Annotated in this window: 21 protein-coding genes; 19 read left to right on the top strand and 2 right to left on the bottom strand. The window is 44.7% G+C overall.

What is annotated here, in order from left to right:
• The first annotated feature begins 187 nt into the window (after positions 1-187).
• The 13 genes from MBEAL2_RS17420 to MBEAL2_RS17360 all read left to right on the top strand — a co-directional run bounded on the left by MBEAL2_RS17420 (position 188) and on the right by MBEAL2_RS17360 (position 13,121).
• Entirely contained in the window at positions 188-1,651 is a 1,464-nt protein-coding gene (locus MBEAL2_RS17420) for a flagellin N-terminal helical domain-containing protein (protein WP_047153542.1), read from the top strand.
• 112 nt (positions 1,652-1,763) lie between these two features.
• Entirely contained in the window at positions 1,764-2,552 is a 789-nt protein-coding gene (locus MBEAL2_RS17415) for a hypothetical protein (RefSeq protein ID WP_052947790.1), read from the top strand.
• Between the two features lie 107 nt (positions 2,553-2,659).
• The gene (locus tag MBEAL2_RS17410) at positions 2,660-2,851 is read left to right on the top strand and encodes a hypothetical protein (protein ID WP_047153541.1); all 192 of its coding nucleotides are present in this window, start codon (positions 2,660-2,662) and stop codon (positions 2,849-2,851) included.
• 192 nt (positions 2,852-3,043) lie between these two features.
• Complete coding sequence (gene fliB, locus MBEAL2_RS17405) at positions 3,044-4,285, top strand: flagellin lysine-N-methylase (RefSeq protein WP_047153540.1); 1,242 nt, start codon at positions 3,044-3,046, stop codon at positions 4,283-4,285.
• Positions 4,286-4,319: 34 nt separating this feature from the next.
• Entirely contained in the window at positions 4,320-4,688 is a 369-nt protein-coding gene (locus MBEAL2_RS17400) for a DUF8042 domain-containing protein (RefSeq protein WP_047153539.1), read from the top strand.
• Between the two features lie 113 nt (positions 4,689-4,801).
• Positions 4,802-5,173, top strand: a complete 372-nt coding sequence (locus MBEAL2_RS17395) for a flagellar protein FlaG (protein ID WP_047153538.1) — start codon at positions 4,802-4,804, stop codon at positions 5,171-5,173.
• A gap of 12 nt (positions 5,174-5,185) precedes the next feature.
• Entirely contained in the window at positions 5,186-6,790 is a 1,605-nt protein-coding gene (gene fliD / locus MBEAL2_RS17390) for a flagellar filament capping protein FliD (protein ID WP_047153537.1), read from the top strand.
• Positions 6,791-6,844: 54 nt separating this feature from the next.
• On the top strand, positions 6,845-7,210 hold the full coding sequence (gene fliS / locus MBEAL2_RS17385) for a flagellar export chaperone FliS (RefSeq protein WP_047153536.1): 366 nt from the start codon (positions 6,845-6,847) through the stop codon (positions 7,208-7,210).
• The gene (locus MBEAL2_RS17380; protein ID WP_047153535.1) at positions 7,177-7,593 is read left to right on the top strand and encodes a flagellar protein FliT; all 417 of its coding nucleotides are present in this window, start codon (positions 7,177-7,179) and stop codon (positions 7,591-7,593) included. Before fliS ends, MBEAL2_RS17380 begins: the two co-directional genes overlap by 34 nt.
• Positions 7,594-7,715: 122 nt before the next feature.
• Positions 7,716-10,283 (top strand): hypothetical protein, encoded by a 2,568-nt coding sequence (locus MBEAL2_RS17375; protein ID WP_047153534.1) that lies wholly within the window; start codon positions 7,716-7,718, stop codon positions 10,281-10,283.
• Positions 10,280-10,699 carry an EscU/YscU/HrcU family type III secretion system export apparatus switch protein gene (locus tag MBEAL2_RS17370; protein ID WP_082129999.1) on the top strand — a complete coding sequence of 140 codons (420 nt, stop codon included), beginning with the start codon at positions 10,280-10,282 and terminating at the stop codon, positions 10,697-10,699. Before MBEAL2_RS17375 ends, MBEAL2_RS17370 begins: the two co-directional genes overlap by 4 nt.
• A 115-nt stretch (positions 10,700-10,814) precedes the next feature.
• Positions 10,815-11,339, top strand: coding sequence for a flagellar protein FliS (locus tag MBEAL2_RS17365; RefSeq protein WP_052947789.1), 525 nt, complete (start codon positions 10,815-10,817; stop codon positions 11,337-11,339).
• A gap of 36 nt (positions 11,340-11,375) precedes the next feature.
• The gene (locus MBEAL2_RS17360; RefSeq protein ID WP_047153533.1) at positions 11,376-13,121 is read left to right on the top strand and encodes a flagellin N-terminal helical domain-containing protein; all 1,746 of its coding nucleotides are present in this window, start codon (positions 11,376-11,378) and stop codon (positions 13,119-13,121) included.
• 76 nt (positions 13,122-13,197) lie between these two features.
• Here the strand turns inward: MBEAL2_RS17360 and MBEAL2_RS17355 are convergent, their stop codons facing one another.
• A complete protein-coding gene (locus MBEAL2_RS17355) occupies positions 13,198-13,710 on the bottom strand; it encodes a hypothetical protein (RefSeq protein WP_152667827.1) in 513 nt (170 codons plus the stop codon).
• Between the two features lie 438 nt (positions 13,711-14,148).
• Between MBEAL2_RS17355 and MBEAL2_RS17350 the strand changes: the two genes are divergently transcribed.
• From MBEAL2_RS17350 to MBEAL2_RS17340, 3 genes are all read left to right on the top strand, one after another.
• A complete protein-coding gene (locus tag MBEAL2_RS17350; protein WP_047153532.1) occupies positions 14,149-14,985 on the top strand; it encodes a basic amino acid ABC transporter substrate-binding protein in 837 nt (278 codons plus the stop codon).
• Positions 14,986-15,202: 217 nt separating this feature from the next.
• The gene (locus MBEAL2_RS17345) at positions 15,203-15,835 is read left to right on the top strand and encodes an amino acid ABC transporter permease (RefSeq protein ID WP_047153562.1); all 633 of its coding nucleotides are present in this window, start codon (positions 15,203-15,205) and stop codon (positions 15,833-15,835) included.
• A 147-nt stretch (positions 15,836-15,982) separates the two neighbouring features.
• Positions 15,983-16,180 (top strand): cold shock domain-containing protein, encoded by a 198-nt coding sequence (locus MBEAL2_RS17340; protein WP_047153561.1) that lies wholly within the window; start codon positions 15,983-15,985, stop codon positions 16,178-16,180.
• Positions 16,181-16,318: 138 nt separating this feature from the next.
• Here MBEAL2_RS17340 and MBEAL2_RS17335 read toward each other — a convergent pair whose 3' ends face one another.
• On the bottom strand, positions 16,319-17,404 hold the full coding sequence (locus MBEAL2_RS17335) for an HD-GYP domain-containing protein (RefSeq protein ID WP_047153531.1): 1,086 nt from the start codon (positions 17,402-17,404) through the stop codon (positions 16,319-16,321).
• Between the two features lie 349 nt (positions 17,405-17,753).
• Here MBEAL2_RS17335 and hpf point away from each other — a divergent pair, with 349 nt between their 5' ends.
• The 3 genes from hpf (at position 17,754) to prfB (ending at position 22,217) form a co-directional block, all read left to right on the top strand.
• Positions 17,754-18,317 carry a ribosome hibernation-promoting factor, HPF/YfiA family gene (gene hpf / locus MBEAL2_RS17330; RefSeq protein WP_047153530.1) on the top strand — a complete coding sequence of 188 codons (564 nt, stop codon included), beginning with the start codon at positions 17,754-17,756 and terminating at the stop codon, positions 18,315-18,317.
• Positions 18,318-18,594: 277 nt separating this feature from the next.
• On the top strand, positions 18,595-21,108 hold the full coding sequence (gene secA, locus MBEAL2_RS17325; protein ID WP_047153529.1) for a preprotein translocase subunit SecA: 2,514 nt from the start codon (positions 18,595-18,597) through the stop codon (positions 21,106-21,108).
• A gap of 1 nt (position 21,109) precedes the next feature.
• A protein-coding gene (prfB, locus tag MBEAL2_RS17320) for a peptide chain release factor 2 (RefSeq protein WP_152667826.1) occupies positions 21,110-22,217 on the top strand; the annotation gives its coding sequence in 2 pieces (ribosomal slippage) (positions 21,110-21,181 and positions 21,183-22,217; 1,107 coding nt in all).
• Positions 22,218-22,247 lie beyond the last annotated feature (30 nt).

The following is a 22,247-nucleotide window of genomic DNA, read 5'->3' as shown; positions in this document are numbered from 1 at the left end:
GAGGGTTTTTTTATTTTCTTTAAAAAATTTTGTTCAAGATACTAAATAAAGCGAAAGAAGTACCGATAATACTTGTGTAAGGAACATTACCTATACATACGGCGCGCGACGGGTGTAATGTAGTGATTCCAGAAGAATCCGACCACAGGGACGTGGGAGGAACAAAATTTCAAGGAGGAAAATTATCATGAGAATTAACCACAATATTACGTCTCTTAATACGTATCGTCAGTTGTCTACAAACAACGAAAACACAAGCAAGTCCATTGAGAAGCTGTCTTCCGGTCTTCGCATTAACCGTGCTGGAGATGACGCTGCTGGTCTTGCTATCTCTGAAAAAATGCGCGGCCAAATCCGTGGTTTGGATCAAGCTTCCCGTAACTCTCAAGATGCAATTTCTATGATTCAAACGGCTGAAGGTGCGTTAAACGAAACCCACAGTATCCTTCAACGTATGCGCGAACTAGCAGTTCAATCTTCTACTGACACAAACACTGCTGATGATCGTTCGAAAATCCAATCTGAAGTTGATCAGCTAGCAAAGGAAATTACACGCATCTCAAATACAACTGAATTCAATACTCAAAACCTACTTGCCGGTGGATTAAATGATACTTTCCATATCGGTGCAAATGCGGGACAAAGTATTGGATTAGCAGTTAACGCAATGGATGCATTCAGCCTTGGAGTTGCTGCGAATGTAAACGTTGCTGGTGCATTTAATGCAAGTACAACTGGCCTAACTGCTGCTGGAGTTACAAATGCTGGTTTAGGTCGTGGACTGGTAGCTGACACATATAAGATTGTGGTTACAGCTAATGCTTCAACTGCTACCCAAACAGCAGGTCAAGCTGCAACTTTTACTGGCGCTAACGCATTTACTGGTGCTCGAAACGAGTCCGCTACATTTAAAGTTACTGCTGTAAACGTTGGTAACCAAGCTACTGCAGCTCAAGTTTCTACTGATGGTGGTACAACTTGGACAGCAGTTAATACTACACAAGTAGCTGGTGGTGGTGAGTTTGTTTATAAAGGTGTTACAGTACAGCTTACTGCCACAACCGCTGTTGGAAATCAAGTTTCTGTTGACTTTGCCGCTAAAAATAATACTCTACAATTACAAACTAGTGGTGCTGTAAATATTGGTTCTGCGGCAACTGTATATTCCGATATGCAAGATGTAACAATCGGAAATGCTGCTACAGCACAAACAATGAAAATTTCTTCATCTTCATTTGGTAGTTTAGGTGGTGCTGCTACTGCAACACAGGTTGTTAATGCTCAAGCATCTAGTGCTGCAACTACTAATGCAGGTACGGTTACTGCACAAGCGGTTGCTCAAGCTGGTGTAGATGTAAGTACTCAATCATCTGCAAACACAGCGATTACTACAGTTGATTCGGCAATTAAAAAAGTATCCGAAGAACGTTCAAAGCTTGGTGCTTATCAAAACCGTTTAGAGCACACCATCGCTAACTTGAATACTTCTTCTGAGAACCTAACTGCATCTGAATCTCGTGTTCGTGATGTAGATATGGCCAAAGAAGTAATGAATCAAACTAAGAACAACATTCTTGCTCAAGCTGCTCAAGCTATGCTTGCTCAAGCAAACCAACAGCCTCAAGGCGTACTTCAATTACTCCGTGGATAATTCCACACTCAACAAGAGAGACTCTGGATATTCCAGGGTCTCTTTTTTAAACATATTTTTCACTAGAAAAATAACAAAGATATAAAAGGGATATAGAGGGAGGGATATAATATTGAAAGAAGAAAACACAGCAGAAAAGGAATATTCTGTGGTTATCTCATTCTGGAAACAAGTCTTTCAGATACTACGCAAGATTTCTGTCTTTGAATATGTCAAGAAAGTTCCCCATTTTCAAGAAAACCCCTATCGGTTTGTTGAATACTGGGTAATGGGACACACGTTTGCCTCTTTTTTATTTTTTCTCTTTGCACAATATGTACATATACTTCCTAAATGGACAGTAGTTTTGTTTTTTGCTTACGGTTTTTTACGGGTGTTTGAAATTATCGTTTATCAAGTAAATGTCTTGTTTTTTGATCCGTATGAAAATCAAAACTATGCTGTTAAAAGCTACCGAAGAATGGTTATTCTTTTATTACATAACTATGCTGAAATTATATTTTGGTTTGCCGCCTCATACCTATGGATTTCCGCAATATTCCCCTCATTTTTACCGAAAGGGGCAACCAGTACATTATTTGGAACGTTTATGTACAGCTTTTTAACCATGGTAGGATTTGGCTCTAACAGTATTAGTTCGGAAACATTGTCTAGTATCAACTATTGGCATTCAGTCCTGCTTTTTCAGGCCGTAATCGGGTTATTCATGACAATGATATGTCTTGCTCGATTCATTGGCCTTCTTCCTGCACCAAAATCAATGAGTAAGGATGAAATGCCTGAAGAAGAACATCTCGCTAAAGAAGTAATAGAGATAAAAGAAAAACTGGAGGAGCTAACATTCTATGTGAAGGAACTAGAGTGGAAATTAGAAGAGGAGGAAATCAAAAGTCACCGGTAATGAAAAACGCTTTCTTAAATGGATTTCAAACTTTTCATTTCGCATTCGTTGGTTTATTCTTTATATAAGAAGATCGTAGCCAGAACGGAATGTAAGGAGAGATGGGGATGAGTACAGAGAGTTCGAAGCGCTTTTACATTGAAGAAGAGGAGAAAGAGCGTGAAGATTACAAAAGAGCAAGGGAATATTTACGGCAGCACCCCCACTCGAATGCGATAGACGTGGCTAATGCCACCGGTATACCTGTAAGTAAAATCGTAAAATACGTGCGTGAAGGCTCCCTTAAATATAAGGAATAACTTTGTTATCTCGAACAAGAGACTTTGGAATGGCCGAAGTCTCTTTTTTGTATGAGGAGTTTTATGCTATTGCTCGCTTGATTGATATGCAACATTTTTCTTTGTGTCCCCTATACTCTAAGTCTACTCATGCCGATACTTTAAAGAGAAGCCATTTATAAGTATAGGTAACAATAGAAATGAGGTCCTTTTATGACAAAGAAGAATCGGCTTGCCCTGGTTCCTGCTTATATGAACGAATTTATGTGCATCGGATCTGAATGCGAAGACAGCTGTTGTATCGGCTGGCGTGTGGATATTGATCGGAACACTTACAAAAAATACAACAAGATTCGTGATAAGGAACTAACACCCTTGCTAAATAGTAAGGTAAAGCGGAACCGTTCCAACCCTACAGATGGAAATTACGCGAAAATTAACTTAAATAATGATTCAACTTGCCCCATGTTAACGGAGGAAAAGCTGTGTACGATCCAGTTGAAGGTAGGAGAAGAGTATCTTTCAGATGTATGTACGACATATCCGAGAACGTCTAATATCGTAAATAATCTGTTGGAGAAGTCTGCAACAATGTCCTGTCCGCAGGCAGCACGTCTTGCACTCTTGAATCCAGAAGGAATAGAGTTTGATGAGGTGGAGGAATCAATACATGCTCGGAATATAGTAAGCAGACAGGTGGGTTCATCAAACAAAAATGTAGCCCATCGAGCGGAGAAGTATTTCTGGGAGCTGCGGATATTTACCATTCAGCTTCTCCAAAATCGTAAGTATTCATTATCTGACCGGTTAATCATAACGGGAATGTTTTATCAGAAGTTAAACGAGTATATGGAGGCAGGACAACTGGATGAAATCCCTGAACTCATCGCTTCTTATACAAATTTAATCTCAGGTGGAGTCTTTAAGGAAAGTCTTGAGAAAATTCCTGTAGATGTAGCCATTCAGGTAAAACTTTTAAAAGAGCTATCAGATATTCGTGCCTCTCAAGGAATCAATAGCGGTAGATATTTCGAGTGTTTTGCACAGTTCTTACATGGCCTTGAAATCTCAAAGGAGGCAACCGTTGAGGAAACTTCTGAAAAGTATAGACAAGCATACATGAATACCTACCAGCCTTTTATGAATGAGCATGAATATATCATGGAGAACTACCTTGTCAACTATGTGTTCAAAAACCTCTTCCCGTTTACCGGACACGAAAATCTGTTTGATAATTATGTAATGCTTGTTATCCATTACGCGCTCATAAAAATGCATCTGATTGGCATGTCGGCGTTTCATAAAGGGTTGACTGCTGAACTGGTTATAAAACTTATTCAATCTTTCGCTAAAACGGTTGAACATAACCCGTTATATTTAAAAAAAGTTTACGATTTACTTAAGCAGAACGAAGTAACCACGATGGCGTACATGGCAATATTGATTAAAAACTAATGAACAAACTGTTTTATATAGGAAAGGTCTATCCATGGAAAGATATATAGATGTAATAAGGCGAATTGTGGACCTCTTGGAAACTACACACGAAGCACTCCTTCATGTTAAAAATCTTCTTGAGGAAGGAAAACTTGAAGAAACGAAGATTTTAATGGGCGACGTGGTAGAGGCTATTTACTCAATAGAGCATGCTTTACAGGTATTTATTAATAAACTTCCAGAAAATCAAATCGAAGCAATGTCAGATAGTTTAAACAAAGAGATTAATCATGTTGTTGCTTTCTATGAAGACGGGGACATAAATATAATACTGCATCAAATAAGCTTGCAATTTTATCCTGTCTATATTGGATGGAAAGAAGAAGTAGAACGGAACATCCAGCCATACATTATTTATTAATTAAGCCCATAACCCTATTAATAAATCTGCTAAAGGAGTTTCGTTGTTAAAAACTACCTTGAAATATCCGATACAAATACTAATAACTACTTATCTTATCGGAGGCATCCTTTATGACTAATTTGCCGTTACACGTAAACAGCAATGTGTCGACACCAAGAGTAGTAAGCGAAATACCAGTGAATGAAACAAGGGACAGAAAGCCGGAAGAAACCGGGGTCTTACAGGATAACGAGCCCAGGGAAACGAGAAATCTGGTAGATGAAAAAGAACGGGACAGAATCGAAAAGTCCGCCAACGCAATTTTTGATGGATTGAACACTGGCTTTACACTCAAATTCCACGAAAAAAGCGGAGAATGGTATGCCGTTGTTGAAAACAAGATTACAAAGGAAGTAGTAAAGGAAGTTCCGCCTAAATATGTGTTAGATTTACATGCGAAATTAAGAGAGATGGTTGGATTTTTTCTCGATAAAAAAATATAAGGGGGAATTATCATGTCGAGCCCTATGCGTCTCAGTGGTTTAGCCTCCGGACTTGATACAGACACAATCGTAAAAGACTTAATGAAGGCCGAGAGAGCACCGGTAAATAAGTTGTACAAAAAGAAACAGCAGGAAGAATGGAAACGCGATGATTACAGGGAAATGAATACTCTTATGGCAAGCTTAAGAGACACGGTTTCCAGCTTGCGTTTACAGAGCACGTTCCTTAAAAAGAAAGTAACCTCTGATAATGATACGAAGATAGCAGCGAAAACGGTAGGAACGCCTTCCGCTTCAGCGTATTTAATAGAAGTAGGTCCTTCACTGGCTGCTCCCGCTATTCCTGCATCTGTAAAATTTACTCATGCCATGTCTGTTCCGAATGATAGCACAAAATTCTCCGATGTAGGCGGGTTTACCCCTTTTTCTTTTACAGTAGGAAATGGTACAGATCAGGCGACCATAAATGTGGACGCTACTGATACGATTAAAAGTGTAATTGATAAAATTAACGGAACCTCTTTTACTACAGGGGTCAAAGCTAACTACGTCGCAGACGACAGATCGATTACACTGGTGTCTACTACTGCCAGTGCAGCGTCAAAAATTGTTGTCGGTGGCTCGCCGCCGGGAGGTAACATATTAGGAGTAAGTGCGGGTACTGTTAGCAGTGCAGTGAATGATTTTGGATTAGCTGGCATGAGGGGATTAGATGTTTCACCTGTAACAGTTTGGATCAATGGAATTGAACATTCATTTAACAGTAATACCTTTAAGTACGATGGGGTAGAGTATACGGTGAAGGAACCGAGTCCCCCTTCTCCTAATCCACCGGTTTACGCAACGGTCAGCGTTAAGACAGATGAAGATGCGATTTATGATTCTATTAAAGGGTTTGTAGATAAATATAATGAAGTAATTGATAAGCTAAATACTAAAATATCCGAGAAAAAATATCGTGATTTTCAACCTTTAATTAAAGAAGAAAAAGATGCAATGAAGGATAAAGATATTGAGAACTGGGAAGCAAAAGCGAAAAGCGGGATGCTCTATCATGACCCAATTATTTCCGAATCTTTGAACCAAATGAGGCTTTCCTTATTATCACCTGGCAAATGGTCTGGAGTTAACAACAAATTTGATACACTGGACGAAATCGGAATTACAGCCGGGGAGTATGACGAAAATAACAAGACAAGCGGCTATAAAGAGAAGGGAAAGCTTCATATTTCAGAAGAAAAACTAAGGGGAGCGATTAGCAGTAACCCGCAGGAGGTAATGGATTTGTTTACAAAGTCCAGTACCTCTACAGATGCTACCACAAAGTTTAACGAAAGCGGTTTAGCCGACCGGTTATATACTCAGCTTAATAATTCAATTAAAGATATTAGTGAACAAGCGGGAAGCAGCACAACTTTTACTAATACAGACGATAGCTATCTCGGAAAAAGTATTAGTCGAATTCAATCTGACATCGATAAGTGGGAGGTCCGCTTAAAAGATAAGGAAAATCGATACTGGAACAAATTTAGTGCAATGGAGAAGGCGATGAGCAAAATGAACTCCCAGTCTCAGTGGTTAGCAGGTCAATTTGGCGGTGGCGGCAGTGCAAAGTAAATGGTTTCTTTGCATAGCAACAGGTAAATAAAAACCTCAGGGGGAAGAAAAAGCATGAATGCACAGCAAACCTACCAGCAGAACTCAGTAAATACGGCGACACCGGCTGAATTAACATTAATGCTCTATAAGGGCGGCGTTCGCTTTATTAATGCGGCCAAGAGAGCGCTGGAAGAAGGGAATGTTCAGGATTCCCATAAATATAACGTGAAAGCCCAGGAAATTGTTAGCGAGTTAATTATTACGTTAAATACGGAATACGCTATTTCTAACAATCTTTTATCTATGTACGACTATATGAGAATAAGATTAATAGAAGCCAATGTAAAAAAAGACGTGGTTATTCTTGATGAAATAAAAGGATATTTTGAAGAGTTTGCGATCACATGGGCAGAAGCAATGAAATCGGTGAAAAAATAAGTATGTCTGTTAATCAGAAGAGAATGCTTTTAGAGAGATTTAGTCTGTATACGAATGAGCTTGAGCAGGCGTTGCATGCTGAAGACGAAGAACTCATCGATGAATATATGGAAAAAAGAGAGCAAATCATCCAGCAAGTTAATGAGTTAGATCGGTCAGTGAATGCGGCAGAGAGGGAGTATGCGGAGGAAGAGCTGCACTCTTTTTTAGCCTCTTTAATAGAGAAAGATAAACAAATTAAACAGCTAATGGAGCAAAAAAAAGAATCGTTTGCTTCTGAACTGCGAAAAATAAGAGCTTCAAAGAGAATGCACACCTCTTATAATACAAAAGGATACGCAAGTGAAGGTTTTTTTGTCGATAAAACAATAAAATCCAAGTAAATGCTAGGGCCACTTTTTCCCAATTAAGGAAAAGGTGGTTTTTACTTTATTTGGTGCAATTTCTTCTAATTTCTACCGATATTTATAAGTAGATAAGTCGCGCGAAAGGGTGAAGTAGTGAGATGCAAATTTCAGATGGAATGCGCGGAAGCAGCAGATTACAAGGATTGAATAAAATAGATGATATGTCTCCAGGACAGTCAGTCAACGCCTCGATCAAACAAAAATCAGGGCCGAATGAAGCACTCGTTGAAATCAACGGCCAGGAATATAGAGCAGCTTTTGAAAAAGGGGTACCACGCGGAGAAAAAGTAGCTGTACAGGTGACAGGCAAGAGCGGGGATACGCTTCAGCTTCGTGAAATCCAGACGGTTGATGGAAAAGCGGGAGAATCTCCATCCCCTGACGTACAGGTAGAAAAATTGCTCCGGGATGCAGGGGTAAAAGTAACGGCAGAAATGAAAGAAGCGGTGCGCCGATTGGTAGCCGAACGGCTTCCTGTCTCAAAAGAGACACTGCAGTCTGTACAGCACATCATGCAAAAGGGAGAGGGAAACATCCAGCAGAAACTGGATGTATTATCCGTTATGGCACGGAAGAACATTTCTATAACGCCCAGCGGATATGAGGCCGTATTTCGGGTTAAATATGGTCCCCCTCTCGATAAGATTTTAAATGAGTTGGCAAAAGAAGCACCTGATTTACTGCCCGCCGAATCTAAAGCTGATCCGGCTCGAACAACTCAATCTGTTCCTGTACAGAAAAGCTTTAGTGAACGGCTGCAGAAGCTGGCTGATCTGATGCTTACCATTCGTACGTCAGGAAAAGTAAGTAGAGCACAGATGGGACAGCTTCAGGAAGCGGTAGAAAAGGTTATGCAGGAAGCGAAAGTCAGCCCTTCTCTAGCCACAGATGTTCATGAATTAACCAATCGTTTAGTAAAAGACCTGCGCATGTCGCTTAGCTATGAAGCAGTAGGAAGGAATACTGAAGCAAAAGCAATCGTAGAACGCAGTATGGATACACTTACAAAATTATTCAAATTGCCTGTTGCAGACATCACCGCCAGCCGGGCCGCAGCTTCTCTAACGAGAGCGGTACCCGGCATGGATGCGAGTGAAGAGAATGGCCCGGTATTTTTACGGCCGGTTAGTGAAACATTTTTACGGCTTGGCAGCCTTGTGGAATTAGCTCGTCAGGAATTTATCACAGCATTAGGGTCTGTGCAAGAGGGAGAACAGCATTCAGCTCTATTTAACATACCTCGTCCGTCAGAACAAATTGTCCAGGAACTGGCGCATTCTTTGCGGTCTGCCGCTGTACGGGAGGCGCTTCCGCATGAAGAAAAACGCAAAATGGAACACATGCTGCAGCAGTTAGAGCAAACTGTACAAACCCCGGACTCCGGGCAGAAGGATCAAGCTATCCTTGGTGGATTAGACCAGCTCGAGCAACTGCTTACGCAATCAGGAGAGCGGATAGCCGCGCTTACATCTGTTCAGACCGCTTCATTTGAAAAAGTGTCACAATATATCCCCGATTATTTGCGTGAAGTGGGCAATGAGTTTAAGCAAATAAAAAAAGAAGTTATGAATAATGTAGATAGGATGAGCCAGTTTTTACAGCAGAAAGTCCCGCAGGCCCCTTCCTACGTCCAGCGGATTATCGAACCGACCATTGAAATGGTAAACCGGCTGGTAACAAAGGGGGAATTTGCCCTTTTTGCGGATATGGAGTTTGAACACGACGTGTTACGTATCAGCAGCGAACTTCACAATGTAAAAGGCCTGCTTGAGAAAGGAAAACAGGGGGAAGCACTGGAGGTTTTCCGGGGGATCCGAGCGGATCTTGAAAAATTAAACTGGCAGCCATCCTATATGAAGGTGGAACGCTTTTTCTCGAAGATGACAGGAGAAGGAACGATGCAAAATCCACTGCAAACATACGGACAGGAATGGCGTGAGGGATCACTGACAGGCCGCGGTATGCAGGATTGGATAAAAGGAACAGGACTGAACCATGAACGAGAAACGCTTGACTGGCTGGCCCGTCGAGAAGGCAGAGAGGATGGCATCTACCGTCCAACTTTCTCCCATCAGGGCAGCGATGCTCGGAATCAACAGGAAAGCCCCCCGCATAATTTGAAATCCATGCTTATGGAAGGACTGGATGGAAACGTTTCGCCACGGGCCAGGGAAATGATGGAGCAGGCGCTTTCTCATGTCACAGGCCAGCAGCTGCTTTCAAAACAAGATAACGGAAGTCAGATGCAGTCCCTGCAGCTACAGCTTCCACTTCCGTGGGAGGAAGGGACACAGGCCGTTCACCTGCATGTAAACTCGCGCTCGCAGGGGGAACAGATGGATTGGGAAAACTGCAACCTTTTCTTCTTCCTGGATACGCCAAAATTTGGCGAAACAGGCGTATCAGTAACGATTGTTAACCGCGAGGTAGCATTGCGGGTACAAAACGATGATTCAACAATAGAAAAAGCCTTTGCCCCTTACATTCCACAGCTCAAAGAGCAGTTGCAAGGGCTGGGCTATCGTATAGGTAACGTGGCGTTTGAACCGGCGACGCGAACGAACCAGATGGAAGAAATGGAGACACTGCCGACTGTTGATACATCAGTGGCAAGGATGAATGCTGCGCGCTATACCGCAAAGGAAGGGGTCGATTACTCCGTATGATTTATAAACACTTTCAACAGCCGGCAAAGAAGAAAGGTGTACCAACCCGTGCTGCGGTCATTCGCTATGATAAAGAGAATGACAAGGCGCCGACGATTGTTGCACAGGGACGGGGAGCGATAGCGGATAAGATTATCGCCAAGGCAAAAGAACACGATATTCCGCTGCAGGAAGATGCTCTTCTGCTGGATAATCTACTGGAACTTGATTTAGGGAATAATGTACCTCCCCAGCTATACCAGGTAGTGGCCGAAGTGCTGCTGCTTGTTCGGCGTGCGAATGTTGGCTCTCCTGTGCCTGCTTCAGGTTTTCATAAACTTGAACAAACTCCTTACTGGGAGGAAGAGCCCCTATTACAGGGTGAAGAAGATGATATAAGTATTGATGATTTACTTGAATCCATTCGCAATATATAGCAGTCTCTCTTTTAGAGGAACAAAATTGTTGCAAATCGCTTAATTTTTCATCGAACTATCCGATATTTACAATAGCAAAGAAAAAAGTGGTTGGACAAGCCAGGGAGGAATCGCGATGGAAAGCACTCTTACTCCGCAGAATGTGGAATTAAGCGATATTCATGATAAACCGGAACTTATTACTTCTTTACTTTATAAAAAGCTTCTTCAAAAGCTGGATGCTGCTATTATGCTGCTTCCGCAGCGCCGATATTTAGAAGCGAATAGAGCGATGCAGTATTGTAATGATATTGTGACCCGTCTGGGCTTTGGGATTAAATATGAAGCAGGAGTAATGGCAGATCAGCTGGAGTTACTCTACCGTTACCTGTTCGATCAGATTCATGAGGCGAATATGAAAAAAGACATTCAGATGCTGAAAGAAGTTCGCCGCATTGTACGTGAATTAGATTCAGTCTGGACCCTGGCGATGAATCAGGCTCAAGCAGGAACTCTAAATGAAGAAGATAAAAACATGCCGGTAAGCACCACAGGTATACGTCCGGGGGCTCCGCGCTTTAATCCTTATCAGCAGCGGGAAATGGAACAGGAAGTTTACCAATACGAACAAGAGAAACAGGAAATTCACCTGAAAAAATAAATTGCAAATGATATAAACAAAAGGGAGTGAAACGTTATGCGTATTAACCATAACATTCAAGCGCTGAACGCATATTCGAAGTTAACTAAAAATCAATTGGCAACAGGGAAAGCTTTAGAGAAGTTATCTTCCGGATTGCGTATTAACCGCGCAGCTGACGATGCGGCCGGCCTGGCTATTTCTGAAAAGATGAGAGGGCAAATTCGTGGGTTAAATCAGGCGGAGAGAAATGCACAGGATGGAATTTCCTTAATCCAGACAGCAGAAGGTGCTCTCGGCGAAGTTCACGATATGCTCTCTCGTATGCGTGAGCTGTCAGTGCAGGCGGCGAACGGAACGCTAACTGATTCCGATCGCAGTACGATTCAAGACGAAATCAATCAGCTTCGTCAGCAAATCGACCGGGTTGGAAATGACACACAATTTAATACCAAAAAGTTATTGAATGGCAGCCTCTCTGAGAATGCCAATCTTCGCTCTTTGTATGGCAATGTGAATTACAGCCAAAATGAAAATGGATTAAAGAATATTAAGGTTGACAGTGCAAGCATCCTTCCTGCCGATGTATACCAACTGAATGTTGTAACAGAGAGCAGGAATTTGAACATGGACGGAATTACAGACACGTACAAGACAGGCCTGGAAAACTTTCTTCTGTCACCAGATAGTGGCTTAGGTGCCGGAGACTATCGGATGGAATTAACTGCTCAGGTTTCCGGAACAGTAGCAACCGGAGCAACACTTGCATTTTCCGGTGCAACTGCTCCAGCAACTCCATATGATAACTCCAAGTTAGAAGATGGTACGTACTATGTTGATGCTACCGGTAATGTTTTTCTGTCAAAGGCTGATTTAAGTGGAGGAGAGGGAAGCTCTTTAGGTACTGTTACCCAACTGTTAGGTTCGGGTATTACATCTACAGGTTCCGGGGCCTTTACACAACAAACCAAATACACACTGGACGTGAAGCCAGTTTCAACTGCTGGTGTTGTTGGGAGCAGCGCTGCCAAAGTAACGGGTATTCCTTTTGGTGCTGAGGCAATTGACTTAAGGACACCCTCGGGTACCTATTCAAGCGCTGGAGCCACTGGGGGGACAAGTGCTGGCCTTACTGTCGATTTTTCCAATGCAGCGGCTGGTTATGTGAAGAGGGGAGGAGCACTTCCAACAGGTACTTCTGCTATGTATCATAGCTTTAAGGTTGAAGAGGCTCCGCGTACAAGCGTTATATTGAAAGACCAGAATTTGAAAGTTATTGCACACCAATTTGTTGATAATGATCGTAAGTATATGGAATTAGGAAGCACAGGCATTACGTTTGGAACCGGCGTATTGACGAATGGTGAAAAGGCGACGAATATAGATATTCGCCAGACTTTGGAAGATTCATCAGTAAGCTTTCAAATTGGAACTAATGCAGGTGAGATTGTAGAACTGGGTATCGGGGACATCCGCTGTAAAGAGCTAGGCATCGACAAATTCAAACTTACAGATGAGACCTCTGCCAGCAATGCTATCGCCATTATTGATACAGCTATCGACAAAGTATCTGCAGTTCGCTCCAAACTTGGTGCTTACCAGAACCGTATGGAACACACCGTCAACAATATCACACAGGCGAACGAAAACCTGACAGCAGCTGAATCACGCATTCGCGACGCCGACATGGCCAAAGAAATGACTGAGTTCACTAAACTCAACATCATCAACCAGTCTGCTACCGCCATGCTCGCTCAGGCCAACCAACTGCCGCAAGGCGTACTTCAACTATTAAAAGGTTAATTATAGAAAATAGAGCGTCTCCCGGTGGAGGCGCTCTTTTATTTCTCAGTCGGATTGGTAAACATAAAAGAGAATGTTATTGCATGGGTTTCTTGTCTGCCTGCTCTATAATTGCTTCTTCAATAATAGTTTGAGCCTCGTCCACCGATTCAGCAGCAAAAACATCCAGGGAAACCTTATTTAAAAGTTCAACATCCGTCAGTAGCTTTGCTTTTTCTTGTGCGGTTATGGATGATTCACCGAATCGTGCGCCAAGATACAAAACGATAGATTCGATTTTCCCTTTCATTATGCCTTTTCTTTCCCAAGAAGTCGTAAGTTCCATAATACGTACCTCCTCATTTTGTCCTAGCTTTTTTAACTCCATTTGGAGTACCTGCTCCTCTGTATCCTCAAGTCTTAAATACGTCTCAAAAAAGCCTGCAAGCAACTTCGTTCTGGCAGGGTCCAACTCCAGTCGGACCAGCATCCTTAAAAATTCTAGCTTTACCTGAATCCGCTCATCTTTCCTGTACCCCATTTTACTTAGAAGGGCGGCTGCCGCCGGGTTATCTTGCTTGATATAGTCTCGCCAGTTTTGCTTTTTCAATTCAACCTTATAGAAGTTAAAGTTCAATACATCTAAGAATGAGAACCCAATACCAAATTCAGCAGGTTCATCCCGCACCGTATCGTAGCTGAAAACAGCAATCGGCAAGATTCGCCGCTGATACTTCAAAAAACGTTTGAAGCAATTCCTTGAACAGACGATCATGATCGATTGCCATTTTTACACGTCCTTTTATACTATCTCTTTATGTACTCAGTATAGCAAAAAGGCAGGTGGCTGTTAATTGAGGTCTTTGGATATTTAAAGGATTTTTACGCTTCCTAATATTTTTTTGCGGTAAAGTATTACCATGATAAAGGTACCAAAAAAATTCTCTCAATTCACATATTTCCATTGTCATGTCCCTAAAATCTAATATATAATTAAGAAAATATTTTGCTTATATATAAATAAACAAAAAGGGAAGGGGTCAAAGAAATGAGAAAGACGATGAAAGCATTTCTCCTTACCGCCCTCTTTGCCATGCTCGCCATTGTAGCGGCAGCATGCGGAGGCGGCACAGGTGACAAACAAAGCGCCAAACCTGCGAGCGGACAACCGGAAACGAAAGCGGAAGCACCTGCAGGCGGAGACCAGAAAGTACTTAAAGTAGGAACCGACGCGGCTTACCCGCCGTTTGAAAAACAAGGTCCAGATGGAAAACCAACCGGATTTGACATGGACGTAATTCAGGCCATTGCGGATGCGAACGGGTGGAAGCTTCAAATCGAACATGCCGGCTGGGACCCGCTTTTTGAAGACATTGATAAAGGAAAGCGCGATATCGGTATTTCCGCCATTACCATTAACGACAAGCGCAAGCAAAAATATGACTTCTCCGATCCATACTTCGATGCATACCAGCTCATCATGGTTCCAGAAAGTTCAAAAGTAACAAAGGCAGCGGACTTAAAGGATCTACGTGTTGGCGTGCAGAGCGCAACTACAGGTGCTGCGCTTGCTGAAAAAGTCCTCGGCAAAGGCAACCCGAACATAAGAGGCTTTGCTGATACGCCTTCCGCTGTAGAAGAATTGTACGCGAAGCGTGTAGACGCCGTTGTTGCCGATAACGGTGTATTGACCGACTACTTAAAAACATCCGGCAAAAAAGGGTTCAAAGTCATTAAGGATCCAGGTGTTGAACCTGAAAAATACGGCATCATGGTGAAGAAGGGCAATAAAGAGCTTTTAGATGGAATTAATAAGGGACTGAAAACCATTCAAGATAATGGCAAATACAAAGAAATTTTCGACAAATATTTCGGCCAGAAGTAAGGAAATAAATGGATTCGTAAATTTCTTTTCAATCGTATTTTTATCCTTTATAATGAATACGTCATGCAGAGCGAAGGGTGCGGTGCGGAGTAGAATCCCACGCACCCTTTAACGGTCTGCCAGTGTACTCTATTATTCTAGTAAGACAACAACGTTATCGGGAAAGGCTGTGAATCTTTTGCATTGGGACTGGGCTGTCATTTACGAATATCGCGCCATGTTTATCCGGGGTGTCGGCTACACCATCTTATTTACGAGCGTCGGCGTAACCCTCGGGACTCTTCTGGGGCTTCTGTTTGGTCTCGGCCGCCTCTCAAAAAATCCGCTCGCACGGTTTCCATCCATTCTTTACGTTACAATTTTCCGCGGTACGCCGCTGTTTGTGCAAATTCTTATTATTCACTTCGCAGCGATTCCGGCAATCTGGGGGCTGTTTGATGCGGAGCCGCCGTCCGCCATATTCTCCGGGTTCGTGGCGCTGTCTCTCAATGCGGGCGCGTATATCGCGGAGATTTTCCGCGCGGGGATTCAATCGATCGACAAAGGACAGATGGAAGCGGCCCGTTCGCTTGGCATGGACCATGGACAGGCCATGCGCAGCATCATTCTTCCCCAGGCGTTTAAGCGGATGATTCCGCCGCTCGGGAATGAGTTCATCGCCCTCCTGAAAGATTCATCCCTTCTTGCCATTATCGCGGCTCCGGAGCTTGCGTACGCCGGGGATTCGACAGCGAAATCGACGTTCGCGCGCTGGGAATCGTACCTGACCATCGCAGCCGGGTATCTCATGCTTACACTTGTCATTTCACGGTTTGTGGCGTATTTGGAAAAGAAATTTTCGACCGATTAAACGGGGATTTTTCCGTCCGCTAAGTGTCGAAAGCTGACCGCATTCGTCGAGTGAATTCAATTGACGCTTGGAAGCAGCGGGTGGTATATTTTAGGTGTGGGAGCAATACACGGCCTCATATTTTACTTAGGGAAAGGGATGTATTTGATGCAAGGTAAAGTGAAATGGTTTAACGCTGAAAAAGGTTATGGATTCATTGAAAGAGAAGATGGAGAAGACGTATTCGTTCATTTCTCTGCAATCCAAACCGAAGGATTTAAATCGCTTGAAGAAGGCCAAAGCGTTGAGTTCGAAATCGTTGACGGCGCACGCGGACCTCAAGCAGCTAACGTTATCAAGTTGTAAGCGCATCACCTTTCCATTGTGAGAAATGTAAGGTAGATTCATATAACAACGATAACTACACCCCCAGGAGCTATTCCTGGGGGTTTTGCCTGTGGTACAGGAAAAACATCGCAGGCATGCCCGCGATGTTTTTCTCGTCTAGAAAACTTCCTCGATTATAAGGTGCCGCTCTTCCGCCAGTTTATAGAACCGGTCCGTGTCCGTTCTAATAAGCGGGCGCAGGGGTTCCCGTTCATTGAATGTAACAATGACGCCTTCCTCTCCGTTGGATAGGCGGGCCCTGGAGCCGATGTACGCTTCAAGAATATAAGATACAAACGGTGTAACAACAGCGGGATTCATCCGCCCGCTGTACTGTGACTCCATCAGGATGGCTGCTGCCTGGAACGGGGATGAGGCCGCGCGGTACGGCCGCTCCGAGGACAGGGCGTCGAACTTATCAGCGACAGCGACGATTTGTGCAGAGAGCGGGATGTTCTCATGCCGCAGTCCGAAAGGGTAGCCGGAGCCGTTCAGCCTTTCGTGGTGAAGTAGGGCCACATCGGCAAAGGATGCCGGGATATTTCTGATTCCCCGCAGCATATGGTGGCCGATTTGTGTGTGCCGGTGGATGATTTTTGCCTCTTCCTCCGTAAGCTTTTCCGGTTTATTAAGAATTTCGTCCGGAATGTCTATTTTTCCGATATCATGGAACAGCCCTGCTTCGCCAAGCTCGATGCATATTTCGTCCGGGAGGTGGAGGAGGCGGCCGATTAGCGCGGAGAGTAGGCCCACATTAATGCTGTGGCGGAACGTATACTCATCCTTTCCTTTCAATGTATGGAGAGGGTGGTACGTATACCGGTGTTCAAGCGCATACGTCAGCAGCGGAGAGAAACGCTCTGTCATCTCTTTTACGTTTGGGGACTTGCTTTCTTTTGCTTCTGTGAACAGCTCCTTCATCTCCGAAAGCGTTTCCTTATAGTAATCCGCCATCATCGGATCGTAGCTCCAGGCGGTATCAATTTGATGAAGAAGCAGGGGATCAAGATTATCAAATGCAGTACGATTAGCTGCGCTCTCTCCCTGTATAGCCACCTCATAAATACCGTGCCTCAGTAAAAGCTCAACATCTTTAGCGGTTATCATTTTTCCCGAGCCGAGCAGTAGAATGCCCTCTTCGTTATAAATGTCCGTTCGCATAATATGGCCAATGAGTTCATACGAGGTGTCTACCAGTTTCATACGATTCCCCCTGTCACAATAGTTATTCAATTATGATGCTTCGTTCCGTTTGCAAGTCGTAGAATGTAGTTCCTGTTTGTACAAGCGGGCAAAACTGCCGGGTGATTTGTTCTATGTTGGGAGTTCTGCCGCTTTTCGTTTCCTCAAACACCATCTTTATGCCGGCCAGCGATTCCTTATACAGGTCTGCTGCTTTTCTGTACTCTATTTATATCACAATTTCTCAATAAAAAGCAGAGGGTTTCGGACAAAAAACTTTCACATTTAGGGGAAAAAATTGTCGGATCAAAGAGGGATTTTCATCTGCAGCGGGAAATATAATAGTATCATCGAAAGGAGGAGTATCCATATGCAATATAACATCCGTGGTGAAAACATCGAAGTAACTCCAGCACTGAGAGATTATGTAGAGAAAAAGATAGGTCGCCTCGAGAGGTACTTTGAGAATACTTCCTCAACTAGCTGTCATGTAACAATGCGTGTACTGCGGGGAGAGCAGACCGTTGAAGTAACGATTCCGATGCCGGGGGTTATCCTGCGCGCCGAGGATACGCACGATGACATGTATGCTGCTATCGATTTGGTGATTGAGAAGCTGGAGCGCCAAATTCGCAAGCATAAAACCAAAGTAAACCGTAAATATCGCCAGCAGGGCGGAGCCAGCGAGGTGTTTTTGGACGCTGAACCGGTGTTTGCCGAAGCAGTCGACGATGTGGAAAGCGATGGATCCGAAATCGTGAGAACGAAACGCTTTAATCTGAAGCCGATGGATGCGGAGGAAGCGGTTCTGCAAATGGATATGCTGGGACATAGTTTCTTCGTATTCAGCAACGCGGAAACGGAAGAAGTCAATGTTGTATATAGACGTAAAGACGGCCGGTACGGATTAATTGAACCGGAACAGGTCTCTTAATAGAAACCGGGTCTGCATGACCCTCGGAAGAAGACGCCGCCCGGCGTCTTCTTTTGTATTATTTCTGGAAAAAAGAAGCGAGGGCGGTCACTACTGCTTCCCGATAGAAAAGGAAAGGCGGGTTTGTAACTTTTTAGTGGGCAAGTACGTAAAAGAATAACATTGAAGGAACCTCATGGCTTAACTTGTCAACCCTTATCCATACTGATAAAATAAAAAGTTAGAGTAGTATGTTCTCTTCAAAGTAGAAGAATGAACAATTGGAAGGAGAGTAATCATGATCGGATTACTGAAAAAAATTATAGGGGATACCAACGAACGCGACGTTAAGAAGCTCATGAAACGCGTAGAAAAAATCAATGCGTTGGAACCTTCTATACAAGCGCTCACTGACGAACAACTCCAGCTTAAGACTATGGAATTTAAAGAACGCCTTGAAAAAGGCGAGACTCTTGATGATATTTTACACGAAGCATTTGCCGTCTGCCGTGAAGGTTCCCGGCGCGTCCTTGGCATGCGCCACTATGACGTCCAGCTCATCGGCGGCATGGTGCTGCACGAAGGGAAAATTGCCGAAATGAGAACCGGGGAAGGGAAAACGCTTGTAGCGACCCTTCCAGTATATTTAAACGCCCTGGCAGGAAAAGGCGTCCATGTTATCACGGTCAACGAATACCTTGCTGCCCGTGACGCGGAAGAAATGGGCCAACTGTATAACTTCCTTGGCTTAACGTGGGCCGTCAACCTGAACGGTTTGTCTCCGGATGACAAACAGGCGGCATACGCAGCCGACATCACGTATGGAACGAACAACGAGTTCGGTTTTGATTACCTGCGCGACAACATGGTGCTTTACAGAGAGCAAATCGCCCAGCGTCCGCTGAACTTCTGTATCGTGGATGAGGTCGACAGCATTCTTGTTGACGAAGCGCGTACCCCGCTCATCATCTCGGGTGAAGCGGAGAAGTCAACGGAGCTGTACCATGTGGCGGCGCGTTTTGCGACCCGTTTAAAGGAAGAAGAGCATTACACGATTGATTTGAAAGCCAATTCCGTTGCCCTTACAGAAGAAGGGGTAGCTGAAGTAGAAAAAGCGTTTAACATCGAGAACTTGTATGACAGCGAGCATATTCTGCTTAACCACCACGTGAACATCGCCTTAAAAGCGCGCGCGCTTATGAAGCGTGACGTGGACTATGTGGTAGACAACGGCGAAATTGTCATTGTGGATGAATTTACCGGCCGTCTCATGCAGGGACGCCGCTACAGCGACGGCCTCCACCAGGCGATCGAAGCGAAGGAAGGGCAGGTTGTGCAGAACGAGAGCATGACGCTTGCAACCATTACGCTGCAGAACTACTTCCGGATGTATGACAAGCTGGGCGGTATGACCGGTACGGCGAAAACGGAAGAAGAAGAGTTCAAGAAAATCTACGGCCTTGAAGTTGTCGTTATTCCGACCAACAAGCCGGTTATCCGGGAAGACAAGCCGGACGCCATTTACAAGTCCGAGAACGGCAAGTATCATGCCGTTGTTGCCGACATCGAGAAACACCATAAAGAAGGCCGGCCGGTGCTCGTCGGTACGACATCTATCGAAAAGTCGGAGCTTATTTCCAACTTGCTGAAGAAAAAAGGCATTCGCCATAACGTACTGAATGCGAAGCACCATGCGCGTGAGGCGGAGATCGTTGCGGAAGCTGGCCAGCGCGGAGCGGTTACGATCGCCACCAATATGGCGGGCCGCGGTACCGACATTAAGCTTGGCGAAGGTGTAGCAGAAATTGGAGGACTTCATATTATAGGTACGGAACGCCATGAGAGCCGCCGCATTGATAACCAGCTGCGCGGCCGTGCGGGACGTCAGGGGGACCCGGGTTCTTCTCAGTTCTTCATTTCCCTGCAGGATGAGCTCATGCGCAAGTTCGGTTCGGAAAACATTATGGGCATGATGGACCGCCTCGGCATGGAAGAAGATATGCCGATTGAAAGTAAGATGGTTTCACGGGCCATTGAATCTTCGCAGAAACGCGTGGAAGGCTCTAACTTCGATATGCGCCGCGTCGTTCTCCAGTATGACGATGTGATGAACCAGCAGCGTACAGTCATTTACAAGCAGCGCCGCGAAGTCATGGAAGCCGAGTCACTGCGCGATGTTGTTATCGGGATGATTATGTCCCATGTAGAGCGTCTCGTTGACATTCACTGTCCGGATGAAGTCGTTCAGGAAGAGTGGGAGCTTGATAAGCTTATCGAAAGTTGCAACGGAACGTTCCTGTACGAAGGCCAGCTTGATAAGAAAGACATCTGGGGCAAAGACCGGGAAGAAATCGTGGAAGTGTTCCGTGAGCTTGTGGAGCGCCTGTACACAGAGCGTGAACAGCTGCTTGAAGAAGAAAACTTCCGTGAGTTCGAGAAGGTTGTCGTGCTGCGTGCGGTCGACAGCAAATGGATGGATCACATTGACGCCATGGACCAATTCCGCCAGGGGATCCACCTGCGTGCGTACGGCCAGACCGACCCGCTTCGTGAATACCAGATCGAAGGCTTCGAGATGTTCAATGAAATGATTGCGACGATTGAAGAAGAAGTGGCAACTTATATTATGAAAGCAAACATCGGTACAAACCTTGAACGCCAGGAAGTGGCGAAGGGACAGGCGGTTGTGCCAACGGATGAACCGGCGCCGAAGAAACCGGTGCGCCGGGATGCGCCGAAAATCGGCCGCAACGATGAGTGCTACTGTGGAAGCGGCAAGAAATATAAAAACTGCCACGGCCAGGAGGAGTAATATGGATTTGACCGAAGCGAAGCAGCAAATGGCTATTATCGGAAAACGATTGGCTGAAATCAGGGGGTCTCTTTGACCTCCCGGAGAAGGAAAAACAAATAGCAGCGCTGGAAGAGAAAATGGCGATGCCGGGCTTCTGGGACGACAATGATACGGCCCAGAAGGTTATCGGTGACGTCAATGTTTTGAAAGAGGCTGTCCAGGCGATTGCCGGCATGGAAAGCGCCTATGAGGATATTCAGGTGCTCATGGACCTGGCTGCGGAGGAAGACGATGAATCGCTCATCCCGGACATCGTATCGTCTGTTGAATCGCTCAACCAGCAGCTTTCCGAATATGAGCTGCAGCTCTTGCTGAGCGAGCCGTATGACAAGAAAAGCGCGATTCTTGAACTCCACCCGGGTGCGGGCGGAACGGAATCCCAGGATTGGGCGGAGATGATGCTCCGAATGTATACGCGCTGGGCTGACAAGCAAGGCTATAAGGTAGAAACGCTCGATTACCTGCCCGGTGACGAGGCAGGGGTGAAAAGCGTTACCCTGCTCATTAGAGGGCACAACGCATACGGCTATTTAAAAGCGGAAAAAGGGGTTCACCGTCTTGTCCGCATTTCGCCGTTTGATTCATCCGGACGCCGCCATACGTCATTCGTTTCCTGTGATGTCATGCCGGAAATCGACGACGATATCGAAATCGATATCCGGACGGAAGATTTGAAAATCGATACGTACCGTGCAAGCGGTGCAGGCGGCCAGCACATTAATACGACAGACTCTGCCGTGCGGATTACCCATATACCGACAGGCGTTGTCGTTACGTGTCAGAACGAGCGCTCTCAGATTAAAAACCGGGAGCGGGCTATGAAAATGCTGCGCTCGAAGCTGTACGAGAAGAGAATTGAGGAACAGGAAGCCGAAGCCGCCAAGCTGCGCGGAGAGCAGAAGGACATCGGCTGGGGCAGCCAGATTCGCTCCTATGTCTTCCATCCGTACAGCATGGTGAAAGACCATCGAACAAACACTGAAACAGGAAACGTGCAGGCGGTTATGGACGGGGATTTAAATCCGTTTATCGACTCGTATCTGCGCCAGCAATTACATCATTCATAGAAAAAGGTGGATTATATGCGGCAGCGCAGC

Origin of the sequence: Aneurinibacillus tyrosinisolvens (genome assembly GCF_001015055.1) — a bacterium.
Lineage (GTDB): Bacteria > Bacillota > Bacilli > Aneurinibacillales > Aneurinibacillaceae > Aneurinibacillus_A > Aneurinibacillus_A tyrosinisolvens.
This window is presented reverse-complemented; position numbering and strand designations above follow the sequence as displayed.

Excerpts from the sequence above, each read along its gene's own strand:
- MBEAL2_RS17420 (WP_047153542.1), top strand. The coding sequence starts at position 188 with ATGAGAATTAACCACAATATTACGTCTCTTAATACGTATCGTCAGTTG.
- MBEAL2_RS17410 (WP_047153541.1), top strand. The coding sequence starts at position 2,660 with ATGAGTACAGAGAGTTCGAAGCGCTTTTACATTGAAGAAGAGGAGAAA.
- fliB (WP_047153540.1), top strand. The coding sequence starts at position 3,044 with ATGACAAAGAAGAATCGGCTTGCCCTGGTTCCTGCTTATATGAACGAA.
- MBEAL2_RS17400 (WP_047153539.1), top strand. The coding sequence starts at position 4,320 with ATGGAAAGATATATAGATGTAATAAGGCGAATTGTGGACCTCTTGGAA.
- MBEAL2_RS17395 (WP_047153538.1), top strand. The coding sequence starts at position 4,802 with ATGACTAATTTGCCGTTACACGTAAACAGCAATGTGTCGACACCAAGA.
- fliD (WP_047153537.1), top strand. The coding sequence starts at position 5,186 with ATGTCGAGCCCTATGCGTCTCAGTGGTTTAGCCTCCGGACTTGATACA.
- fliS (WP_047153536.1), top strand. The coding sequence starts at position 6,845 with ATGAATGCACAGCAAACCTACCAGCAGAACTCAGTAAATACGGCGACA.
- MBEAL2_RS17380 (WP_047153535.1), top strand. The coding sequence starts at position 7,177 with ATGGGCAGAAGCAATGAAATCGGTGAAAAAATAAGTATGTCTGTTAAT.
- MBEAL2_RS17375 (WP_047153534.1), top strand. The coding sequence starts at position 7,716 with ATGCAAATTTCAGATGGAATGCGCGGAAGCAGCAGATTACAAGGATTG.
- MBEAL2_RS17370 (WP_082129999.1), top strand. The coding sequence starts at position 10,280 with ATGATTTATAAACACTTTCAACAGCCGGCAAAGAAGAAAGGTGTACCA.
- MBEAL2_RS17365 (WP_052947789.1), top strand. The coding sequence starts at position 10,815 with ATGGAAAGCACTCTTACTCCGCAGAATGTGGAATTAAGCGATATTCAT.
- MBEAL2_RS17360 (WP_047153533.1), top strand. The coding sequence starts at position 11,376 with ATGCGTATTAACCATAACATTCAAGCGCTGAACGCATATTCGAAGTTA.
- MBEAL2_RS17350 (WP_047153532.1), top strand. The coding sequence starts at position 14,149 with ATGAGAAAGACGATGAAAGCATTTCTCCTTACCGCCCTCTTTGCCATG.
- MBEAL2_RS17345 (WP_047153562.1), top strand. The coding sequence starts at position 15,203 with ATGTTTATCCGGGGTGTCGGCTACACCATCTTATTTACGAGCGTCGGC.
- MBEAL2_RS17340 (WP_047153561.1), top strand. The coding sequence starts at position 15,983 with ATGCAAGGTAAAGTGAAATGGTTTAACGCTGAAAAAGGTTATGGATTC.
- MBEAL2_RS17335 (WP_047153531.1), bottom strand. The coding sequence starts at position 17,404 with ATGAAACTGGTAGACACCTCGTATGAACTCATTGGCCATATTATGCGA.
- hpf (WP_047153530.1), top strand. The coding sequence starts at position 17,754 with ATGCAATATAACATCCGTGGTGAAAACATCGAAGTAACTCCAGCACTG.
- secA (WP_047153529.1), top strand. The coding sequence starts at position 18,595 with ATGATCGGATTACTGAAAAAAATTATAGGGGATACCAACGAACGCGAC.